Raw genomic sequence first — 10011 nt, forward strand, 5'->3', positions numbered from 1 at the left:
GGCCTTGCGAATCGCCGCCGTCCTCGAGCAGCCAGATCGCGCCGTCCGGCCCCTGTTCGACTTCGCGGATGCGCGCGCCCAAGTCCCATTGATCACCCTTCGCGGCGGTCGTACCGTTCAGGTCGACGCGGACGAGCGATTGCGACGACAGCCCGCCGATGAACGCGTCGCCCTTCCACTGCGGGAACATCGCGCCCGAATAGATCATCAGGCCGCCGGGCGAGATCACCGGGTTCCACGACACCTTGGGCGCTTCATAGCCATCGCCCGGCTTGTGATCGGGGATGTCGCGACCGTCATAGTGGCTGCCGTTCGAGGCGTTGGGCCAGCCATAGTTGAGGCCGGGCTTGATCAAATTGACCTCGTCGCCGCCCTTGGGGCCCATCTCCTGTTCCCACAGATTGCCCTTCGCATCGAACGCGATGCCGAGCAGGTTGCGGTGGCCGTAGCTCCAGACCTCCGGCGCAAAGCCCTTGGCAGCGAGCGGGTTGCCGGGCGCGGGCTTGCCGTCGAGCGTCAGGCGCAACACCTTGCCGAGCGTCGCTTTCGGATCCTGCGCCGGGGTAAATTTCTGCCGCTCGCCATTTGTGAAGAACAGATATTTGCCATCGGGCGAGAAGGCGATGCGGCCAGAGTAATGGCCGTTGCCCTCCACGAACGGACGCGCGCGATACAATTCGGTGATATTTTCCAAACGGGCAAAGTCGCAGGGCGCCTGGACGCACACGGGAACGGACAGCTGCCCGCGTGCAAGGACGACGCCCTTGCCGCCCTCCCCCGCGGTCGAATAGCTGAAATAGACGCGCTGACTGGTCGCAAAGTCGGGGGCGAGGACGACGTCCATCAGACCGCCCTGCCCGGCCGAATCGACCGTGATCGTCGCGATCGTCTGGCGCGATTTGCCATCGGCGGAAACGAGCAGCATCTGCCCTTTCTTCTCGGTCACCAACATGCGCGCGTCGGGCAGAAACGTCATCGCCCAAGGCGATTCGAAATCGGCGACGACCGTCTCCTTGAACGGCTTGCCGGCCGCGGCGGGCTGCGCGGAACAGGCAGTCGAAGCGAGCAGCGTGGCGGACAACAGGCTGGTGGCGAACAGCGTTTTGCGGATCATGATTCTCTCCCGGAAATCCCTAGTCAAACGCGGCGTGACGAACGAAGGTTGCCCGCGCTTGCGGACCAGCGCCACCCGGCGTATAGAGACATCACTTCTCTACATCGCCAGGTGAAGAGGCTGCGGGGCTTGCTCCGCGGCGGAAACCCCCTGTGCTTTGGCCCTGTTTGGAATTTCGATGGCGAATATCGCCCTGCTGACCGACCTGATCGAACCCGAAGCCAAGGCGCTCGGCCTCAGCCTCGTGCGCGTGCGCATGCAGGGCGGCAAGTCCGACCCGACGCTGCAGGTGATGGCCGAGCGCCCCGACACCCGCCAGCTGGTGATCGAGGATTGCGCCGAACTGTCGCGCCGCATCTCGGACAAGTTCGATGCGCTCGAAGCCGAGGGCAAGGACCCGGTCGGCGAGGACGCGTATCGTCTTGAGGTATCGAGCCCCGGTATCGACCGCCCGCTGACCCGGCTCCAGGACTTTGCCGACTGGGAAGGCCAGGAGGCGCGTATCCGCCTTGTCGCGCCGTTCGAGGATCGCAAGCAGATCTCGGGCAATCTGATGGGCGTCGAAGGCACCAAGATCACCGTCGACGTGAACAAGCACAAGATCATGACGATCGACTTCAGCCAAGTCGCCGACGCCAAGCTCGTCATGACCGACCGACTCATCGCCGCGACCGCGCCGCTTTCGATCGAAGGCGCGGACGAAGTTTTCTATCAAGACACGCCCACCGATGAGCCCGACGCTCACGAGGCCGACACCGAAGAAGGACAGCATTGATGGCCACGGCAGTCACCGCAAACCGCGCGGAACTGATCGCGATCGCGAATTCGGTCGCGTCGGAGAAGATGATCGACAAGGCGATCGTGATCGAGGCGATGGAGGACGCGATCCAGCGCGCCGCCCGCTCGCGCTACGGCGCCGAGAACGACATCCGCGCCAAGCTCGATCCGAACACCGGCGATCTGCGCTTGTGGCGCGTCGTCGAAGTGGTCGAGGCGGTCGATGACTATTTCAAGCAGGTCGACGTCAAGGGCGCGCAGAAGCTGCAGAAGGACGCGGCACTCGGTGACTTCATCGTCGATCCGCTGCCCCCGATCGAGTTCGGCCGCATTGCCGCACAGGCCGCCAAGCAGGTCATCTTCCAGAAGGTCCGCGACGCCGAGCGCGAGCGCCAGTTCGAAGAGTATAAGGATCGCGCAGGCGAGATCATCACGGGCGTCGTCAAGCGCGTCGAGTTCGGCCATGTCGTCGTCGACCTGGGCCGTGCAGAAGGCGTCATCCGCCGCGACGCGCAGATCCCGCGCGAAGTGGTGCGCGTCAACGACCGCATCCGCTCGCTGATCCTCAACGTCCGCCGCGAAAACCGCGGGCCGCAGATCTTCCTCAGCCGCGCGCATCCCGACTTCATGAAGAAGCTGTTCGCGCAGGAAGTGCCCGAAATCTACGACGGCATCATCGAGATCAAGGCCGCGGCCCGCGATCCCGGTTCGCGCGCGAAGATCGGCGTCATCAGCCATGATTCGTCGATCGATCCGGTCGGCGCATGCGTCGGCATGAAGGGCAGCCGCGTTCAGGCCGTCGTGCAGGAGATGCAGGGCGAGAAGATCGACATCATCCCCTGGTCGCCCGACATCGCGACCTTCGTCGTCAACGCGTTGCAGCCGGCCTCGGTCAGCCGCGTTGTGATCGACGAGGAAGAAGAGCGCATCGAGGTGGTCGTTCCCGATGACCAGCTTTCGCTGGCGATCGGCCGTCGCGGCCAGAACGTGCGGCTCGCGTCGCAGCTGACCGGCAAGGCGATCGACATCCTCACCGAGGCCGATGCCTCCGAGAAGCGCCAGAAGGACTTTGTCGAGCGTTCGGCGATGTTCGAGAAGGAGCTCGACGTCGACGAGACGCTCGCACAGCTGCTGGTGGCCGAAGGGTTCACCAACCTCGAAGAGGTCGCCTATGTCGAGGTCGAGGAGATCGCCGGCATCGAGGGCTTCGACGAGGACCTCGCGGGCGAGCTGCAGAACCGCGCGACCGAGGCGCTCGAGCGCCGCGACGCGGCCAGCCGCGAGGAGCGCACCGCGCTCGGCGTGGAGGACGCGCTAATCGACATGCCGTACCTGAACGAGGCGATGCTCGTCACGCTCGGCAAGGCGGGGATCAAGACGCTCGACGATCTCGCCGATCTGGCGACCGACGAGCTGGTCGAGAAGAAGCGCGTCGAGCCACGCCGTCGCAACGACGACGCGCCCAAGCGTCCCGAGCCCAAGGGCGGCATTCTCGCCGAATACGGCCTGAGCGACGAGCAGGGTAACGAGATCATCATGGCCGCGCGTGCGCACTGGTTCGAGGACGAGGCCCCCGAAGCTGACGCCGACGAGGCGGACGAGGCTCCGGTGGAAGCGGCTTCGGCTGATGACGCCGTGGTCGAGGACGCTGCAACTGAAGAGACGACGGCCGACGAAGCCGTGGCTGAGGACGCTCCGGCGGACGACGCTTCGGTCGAGGACGCTGCGGACAAGACCGACACGAAAAGCGAGGGCGACAAGGCCTGATGCCCTTCGTCAGCATTCGCATCTCGGGGTCTGCCACGAAGGACCAGAAGTCCGGCATCGTCGCCGACGTCACCCAGTCGCTCGTGCAGCGGCTGGGAAAGAACCCGGCTGCGGTGCAGATCGTGATCGAGGAAGTCTCGACCGAGAATTACGGCGCGGGCGGCCAGCTGCTGGTCGACCGCGACGCGCCCAAGACAACTCCAGCGCAGGAGGACGCACATGCGGAACCCTCCCGATGAGACGCTAGGCGCTACCGACGACCTTCCTTCCTCCCCTCCCGCTAGCGGGAGAGGACCGAAGGATGGGCGCCCGGCCTCGGCCAAGAACAAGGATGGTGCCGGGCGCAAGCCCAAGCCATCTCGCTTGCGCGAGGGGGATGAAGACGCCCCCATCCGCAAGTGCATCCTGTCAGGCGAGCGCGACGTTCGCCCGCATCTGGTGCGACTCGCGCTGGCCCCCGATGGCCAGATTCATCCCGACGTGCGTGCCAAGGCTCCTGGCCGCGGTGCGTGGATCGGGGTGACGCGACTCGAACTCGAGGCGGCGATCAAGAAGGGCAAGCTGAAAGGCGCGCTCGCGCGAGCGTTCAAAACCGGCGAGTTTACCATCGCACCCGAGCTTCCAGCGATGATCGAATCCGCACTTGCGCGTAACGCGCTCGACCGGCTCGGGCTCGAATCGCGCTCGGGGACGGTGCTGATCGGCTCCGACCGGATCGAGCAGAACGCACGCCAGGGCAAGCTGAAGGCGCTGTATCACGCGTCCGACGCTGCCGAGGATGGCAACCGCAAGCTCGACCAGGCCTGGCGCATCGGCAACGATGTCGAGGGCTCGGGTTTGCGGGGGTTGGCACTGCCTGCGTCGCGCACCATATTGGCGTTGGCGCTGGGACGGGAAAATGTGGTACACATTGGCCTGACAGACCGCGCTGCAGCAAAGCGGGTGAGCGAAGCGCTCGACCGTTGGCTGCATTTTATCGGCTCCGAACCTTCTTCCGTGTCTTGCGAAACGGCCTCGCAGGGCGCATCGGCGTCACAAAATATAGGGGCGTCCGGATCGACCGGACAACGCCCGGCCGTGGATATGACTGAGGAATTTGAGTGAGCGACACGGACAACGAGAAGCCGAAACTTGGCATGCGCGCACCTTTGGGTGTGAAGCGCACGGTCGAGACCGGCCAGGTGAAGCAGAGCTTCAGCCACGGCCGATCGAATACGGTGATCGTGGAAACCAAGCGTGCGCGCGTGCTGCGCCGTCCGGGCGAGCCCGACGTGCAGGTTGCGGACGCGGCACCGATTGCCGCGCCCGCCCCGGCGGCTGCCCCCGCAGCCCCGGCACCGCAGGCGCGCGCACCGCAGCCTGCGCCCGCCCCTGTGCGTCAGCAGCAGAGCAATCTGTCGCCGCAAGAGCGCCAGGCCAAGCTGCTCCGCGAGGCTGAAGAGCAGCGCATGAACACGCTGGAAGAAGGGCGTCGTCGCCAAGAGGCCGAGCGCGCCAAGGCGATCGAAGACGAGCGTAACCGCGTCGCTGAGCGTGCGCGTGCCGAGGCTGAAGCCAAGGCGCCGAAGCTCGTCGAGGCTCCTGCGCCCGCACCCGCTCCTGTGGTCGAAGCGGCTCCCGCTCCGGTCGCAGCACCGACGCCAGCGCCCGCGCCGGCTCCGGTCGAAGCCCCCGTTGCTGCGGCGCCCGCCCCGGCTCCGGTTGCTGCACCGAAGCCTGCGCCCGCGCCGGTTGCCGCGGCGCCTGCACCGGCTCCCAAGCCTGCGCCGGCGCCTGTCGCACCGCCGGCACAGCCGCCCATCATCGAACTGACTCGCGATCCGGCATTCCCGGCACCGCGCCGGTTCTCGCCGGTCGCACGTCCAGAGCGTCCTCCACCGCCGCCGAAGCCTGTCGCGGCCCCCGCTGCCGCGGCGCCGGCAACGACCGGCAACGCCGGCACGACCGCCGCTCGCCCAGGTGCAACTGGTGCGAATGCTCCGGCCGGTGGCGTCCGTCGCGACGCAGTGCCAGCGCGTCCGCAGCAGCGTGACCGCAAGGGTGACGATCGTCGCACCTCGGGCAAGCTCACCGTCAACCGCGCGCTCGGCGATGGTGATGGTGCACGCGCCCGCAGCCTCGCCGCGCTGAAGCGTGCGCGCGAGAAGGAGCGTCGCGGCACGGGTGGTCCGCGCGAGGCGCAGGCCAAGCAGATCCGCGACGTCGTCGTCCCCGAGGCGATCACGGTGCAGGAACTCGCCAACCGCATGGCCGAGAAGGGCGCCGACCTCGTCAAGGCGCTGTTCAAGATGGGCATGCCCGTCACGATGACGCAGACGATCGACCAGGATACCGCCGAGCTGCTCGTCACCGAGTTCGGTCACAACCTGACGCGCGTCAGCGATGTCGACCAGGATCTGGCCAACGACACGATCGACGATGCCGAAGAGACGCTGAAGCCCCGCGCTCCGGTCGTCACGATCATGGGTCACGTCGATCACGGCAAGACGTCCCTGCTCGACGCGCTGCGCGGCACCGACGTGGTGCGCGGCGAAGCGGGTGGCATCACTCAGCATATCGGCGCGTATCAGGTCACGCTGAAGGACAAGTCGAAGATCACCTTCCTCGACACGCCGGGCCATGAGGCGTTCACGCAGATGCGTGCGCGCGGCGCGGACGTCACCGACATCGTCATCCTGGTGGTGGCGGCGGACGACGGCCTGATGCCGCAGACGGTGGAGGCGATCGCCCACACCAAGGCGGCAGGCGTGCCGATGATCGTCGCGATCAACAAGATCGACAAGGAAGGCGCCAATGCGCAGAAGGTGCGCGAGCGCCTGCTGAGCGAGGAGATCGTGGTCGAGGACATGGGCGGCGACGTCCAGGACGTCGAAGTCTCCGCGACTAAGAAGATCGGTCTCGATACGTTGATCGAGAAGATCCAGCTCCAGGCAGAACTGCTCGAACTGCGCGCCAATCCGGATCGCGCCGCCGAGGGTACGGTGATCGAAGCCAAGCTCGACAAGGGTCGTGGCCCGGTCGCGACGATCCTCGTCAACCGCGGCACGCTCAAGGTCGGCGACATCTTCGTGGTCGGCGGCGAGAGCGGCAAGGTCCGTGCGCTGGTCGACGACAAGGGCAAGCAGATCAAGGAAGCGGGTCCGGCAATGCCGGTCGAGGTCTTGGGTCTGTCGGGTGTCCCGTCGGCCGGCGATCCGTTCCAGGTCGTCGAGAACGAGGCACGGGCCCGCGAAGTCGCGGAATATCGTCGCAGTGTGAAGACCGACAAGCGGACCGCATCGGTTCCTGCCAGCCTCGAGAGCATGTTCTCGGCGCTCAAGGACAAGCAGGCGATCGAATATCCGCTGGTCGTGAAGGCGGATACGCAAGGTACGGTCGAGGCGATCGTCGGGGCGATCAACAAGATCTCCACCGACCTGATCAAGGCGCGCGTGCTGAGTTCGGGCGTCGGTGGCATCACCGAGTCCGACGTGACGCTCGCGGCGGCATCGGGTGCACCGATCATCGGCTTCAACGTTCGCCCGAACGCCAAGGCACGCGAGATCGCCGAGCGCCAGAAGGTCGCGTTCAAGTACTATGACGTGATCTACGACCTGATCGACGAGATCCGGGCGGGGATGGCCGGTGAGCTTGGGCCGGAAGCGTTCGAGACGGTCGTCGGTCGTGCCGATATCCGCGAGGTCTTCTCGGCGGGCAAGCATGGCAAGGCGGCGGGTCTGCTCGTTACCGAGGGCAATATCCGCAAGGCGCTCAAGGCGCGCATCACGCGCAACGACGTCATCATCTACCAGGGCGAAATCGCATCGCTGCGTCGCTTCAAGGATGATGTCGCCGAAGTCCGCGCCGGGCTGGAATGTGGTGTGACGTTCACGTCGAACTTCGTCGACATCAAGGCCGGCGACGTCCTCGAGACGTTCGAAGTCGAGATGCGCGAACGCACGCTGTGATGAACTGAAGCCCTCTCCCCTGGGTCCCATGAAAGTATTACTTTCATGGGTGCCCGCTGCGGGGAAAGGGTCGGGTGAGGGGCAGTACCGGGCGGTAACGTTCGCGGCCGCCCCTCACCCCTACCCTCTCCCCGGAGGGGCGAGGGAGTGAGAAGAATGAAGGCCGATACCCCAGAAGTAAAAGTCGTCCGCAGCTTGCGGGTCGGCGAACAGGCGCGTCACGCGCTGTCGGACATCCTCGCACGCGGCGACGTCCACGATCCGGTGCTCGAAAAGCACCTCGTGACGATCACCGAAGTCCGAATGTCCCCGGATCTGCGCCACGCCACCGTCTTCGTGAAGCCGCTGCTCGGCAAGGACGAGGAGAAGGTGCTCAAGGCGCTGCGGACGAACACCGCCTATCTCCAGCGCGAAGTCGCGAACCGGGTGCAGATGCGGTATGCCGCCAAGCTGAAGTTCCTCGCCGACGAGAGCTTCGACGAGGGCACCCATATCGACACGCTGCTGCGCGACCCGCACATCGCCCGCGATCTGGCAGCCGACGAGGGCTAGACGAGGACGCGCCGTCGCGCCCGTTGGCCGATGGCGACGCAGCTTGCCCAAAGAATGATTGCGCAGGGAAGACCAGTTGCGGCGTACCGAACCGCCCCGGGTAGCAGCAACGCGACCGCGCCCGTCGCGATCATCGCCAGCCCGGTCGCATAATAGACTGGCATCGGTATGCCACGCGCGATCGGCAGAAAGTGCAACCCGACGACGATCGCCAGGATCGGAACCGCGGCATCGGGGACGCCGAGCTTCGGGGTCAGCGCGAACGTCGCGAATATCGCGACCCCCTCGACCATGGTCCAGGTTCCGATCAGCCGGCCGATGCGCTTGGAATCCGCCGCTGTCCGCTCAGGCGCGGGTATACGGCTCGCCCAGGTGATCAGCAAAACCGAGATCACCATCGGGACAGCCCTCGCCGGCCATCCGACGCCGGCGAGACCGATAGCGCCCCAGATTGTCGCGAAGATATTGAGAACCCAAATGGCACTGCGCATGACAATCCCCCATCATCGTCGCGGATGGTATCGAGCCGGACTGCAATGTCTATACGCGCAGTGGACGCATCATAGGGCGCGCGCCTAGAGACGCGCGATGGCCAAGCTGTATTTCTATTATGCGTCGATGAACGCGGGGAAGTCGACGAACCTGCTCCAGGCGGACTTCAACTATCGCGAGCGTGGCATGCGGACGATGCTGTTCACCGCGGCAATCGACGACCGGTTCGCCGCGGGGACGATCACGTCGCGGATCGGGCTGGAGGCCCCCGCGATCGCCTTCGACGCGACGACCGATCTCGACGCGTGCGTCGCCCGGCAGCACGCCGAGGACGCGATCTCGTGCGTCTTGGTTGATGAGGCGCAGTTCCTGACCCCCGCCCAGGTCGACCAGCTCGCTCATGTCTGCGACGTCGTCGGAATCCCTGTACTGGCCTACGGATTGCGCACCGATTTCCAGGGCGCGCTCTTCCCGGGCTCCGCGCGATTGCTGGCGCTCGCGGACTCGCTCGTCGAGATCAAGTCGGTATGCATGTGCGGGCGCAAGGCGACGATGAACCTGCGCGTCGATGCGGGCGGACGGGCGATCGCCGAGGGGCAGCAGACCGAAATCGGCGGCAACGACCGCTATGTCGCGCTCTGCCGCCGGCATTTCTCGGAGGCTTTAGGGTAGTCCCTGCCCTTCACCCCTCCCCGTCATCCTGACGAAAGTCAGGATCCAGGGTACCAAACACCGTCGCTCATGGCTCTGGATCCTGACTTTCGTCAGGATGACGGAGTAGGTGGCGTTTGCCCCGCCTTACGATATTGAAGGACCCCGAAGATGCATGGCTGGATCATTCTCGACAAGCCGCTGGGGCTGGGCTCGACGCAGGGCGTGTCCGCGGTGAAGCGCGCCTTGCGCAACGGCGGCTATGACAAATTCAAGGTCGGGCATGGGGGGACGCTCGATCCGCTGGCGACCGGCGTGCTGCCGATCGCGGTCGGCGAGGCGACCAAGCTGGCCGGGCGGATGCTCGACAGCGACAAGATCTATGATTTCACCGTGATGTTTGGGGTGCAGACCGACACGCTCGACGCCGAGGGGGTGAGCATCGCCACCTCCGACGTGCGACCGACGATGGCGGCGGTCGAGGCGGTGTTGGCGCAATTTACCGGCCCGATCGCGCAGGTGCCGCCGGCTTATTCCGCGCTGAAGGTCGACGGCGAGCGCGCCTACGACCTCGCGCGTGCCGGGCAGGACGTAGTGCTGGCGAGCAGGAACGTGACGATTTATTCGCTATCCTCCCCGGTACGGGGAGGGGGACCAGCGAAGCTGGTGGAGGGGGGCTTCCGCGAACGTTCCGCTGGTGGCGAGCCCCCC

Annotated in this window: 9 protein-coding genes and 1 pseudogene; 8 read left to right on the top strand and 2 right to left on the bottom strand. The window is 65.8% G+C overall.

Going from position 1 to position 10011, the window contains the following annotated elements:
- Positions 1–1114, bottom strand: a 1114-nt coding sequence (locus tag ASE88_RS16305) for a PQQ-dependent sugar dehydrogenase (RefSeq protein ID WP_056479932.1), incomplete at its 3' end; no start/stop codon positions are given.
- Between the two features lie 178 nt (positions 1115–1292).
- Here ASE88_RS16305 and rimP point away from each other — a divergent pair.
- The 6 genes and pseudogenes from rimP (at position 1293) to rbfA (ending at position 8157) form a co-directional block, all read left to right on the top strand.
- Positions 1293–1889, top strand: a complete 597-nt coding sequence (gene rimP, locus ASE88_RS16310; protein ID WP_056479935.1) for a ribosome maturation protein RimP — start codon at positions 1293–1295, stop codon at positions 1887–1889.
- Positions 1889–3496 (top strand): annotated as a pseudogene (nusA, locus tag ASE88_RS16315) (transcription termination factor NusA); the annotation flags it as partial. The gene rimP and the pseudogene nusA, both read left to right, overlap by 1 nt.
- Positions 3497–3657: 161 nt before the next feature.
- Positions 3658–3897 carry a tautomerase family protein gene (locus ASE88_RS16320; RefSeq protein ID WP_055881134.1) on the top strand — a complete coding sequence of 80 codons (240 nt, stop codon included), beginning with the start codon at positions 3658–3660 and terminating at the stop codon, positions 3895–3897.
- 124 nt (positions 3898–4021) lie between these two features.
- Positions 4022–4762 (top strand): DUF448 domain-containing protein, encoded by a 741-nt coding sequence (locus ASE88_RS16325; protein WP_055881137.1) that lies wholly within the window; start codon positions 4022–4024, stop codon positions 4760–4762.
- On the top strand, positions 4759–7605 hold the full coding sequence (gene infB / locus ASE88_RS16330; protein WP_056479937.1) for a translation initiation factor IF-2: 2847 nt from the start codon (positions 4759–4761) through the stop codon (positions 7603–7605). The genes ASE88_RS16325 and infB overlap by 4 nt, the downstream gene beginning before the upstream one ends.
- 156 nt (positions 7606–7761) lie before the next feature.
- On the top strand, positions 7762–8157 hold the full coding sequence (gene rbfA / locus ASE88_RS16335) for a 30S ribosome-binding factor RbfA (RefSeq protein ID WP_056479939.1): 396 nt from the start codon (positions 7762–7764) through the stop codon (positions 8155–8157).
- Here the strand turns inward: rbfA and ASE88_RS16340 are convergent.
- The gene (locus tag ASE88_RS16340; protein ID WP_156357073.1) at positions 8154–8555 is read right to left on the bottom strand and encodes a hypothetical protein; all 402 of its coding nucleotides are present in this window, start codon (positions 8553–8555) and stop codon (positions 8154–8156) included. The two genes, rbfA and ASE88_RS16340, sit on opposite strands and share 4 nt — an antisense overlap.
- A gap of 190 nt (positions 8556–8745) precedes the next feature.
- Here ASE88_RS16340 and ASE88_RS16345 point away from each other — a divergent pair, with 190 nt between their 5' ends.
- Positions 8746–9321: a thymidine kinase gene (locus ASE88_RS16345; protein ID WP_056479945.1), complete on the top strand. Its 576-nt coding sequence runs from the start codon at positions 8746–8748 to the stop codon at positions 9319–9321.
- 150 nt (positions 9322–9471) lie between these two features.
- Positions 9472–10011: tRNA pseudouridine(55) synthase TruB (truB, locus tag ASE88_RS19630; RefSeq protein ID WP_235527982.1), on the top strand; the 540-nt coding region annotated here is incomplete at its 3' end.

The sequence above is a fragment of the Sphingomonas sp. Leaf38 genome (genome assembly GCF_001421825.1).
Taxonomy (GTDB): domain Bacteria; phylum Pseudomonadota; class Alphaproteobacteria; order Sphingomonadales; family Sphingomonadaceae; genus Sphingomonas.

What these genes read in the sequence shown, in the direction of transcription:
- rbfA (WP_056479939.1), top strand. Translation starts at nt 7,762, where the DNA reads ATGAAGGCCGATACCCCAGAAGTAAAAGTCGTCCGCAGCTTGCGGGTC.
- ASE88_RS16340 (WP_156357073.1), bottom strand. Translation starts at nt 8,555, where the DNA reads ATGGTGATCTCGGTTTTGCTGATCACCTGGGCGAGCCGTATACCCGCG.
- ASE88_RS16345 (WP_056479945.1), top strand. Translation starts at nt 8,746, where the DNA reads ATGGCCAAGCTGTATTTCTATTATGCGTCGATGAACGCGGGGAAGTCG.
- ASE88_RS16320 (WP_055881134.1), top strand. Translation starts at nt 3,658, where the DNA reads ATGCCCTTCGTCAGCATTCGCATCTCGGGGTCTGCCACGAAGGACCAG.
- rimP (WP_056479935.1), top strand. Translation starts at nt 1,293, where the DNA reads ATGGCGAATATCGCCCTGCTGACCGACCTGATCGAACCCGAAGCCAAG.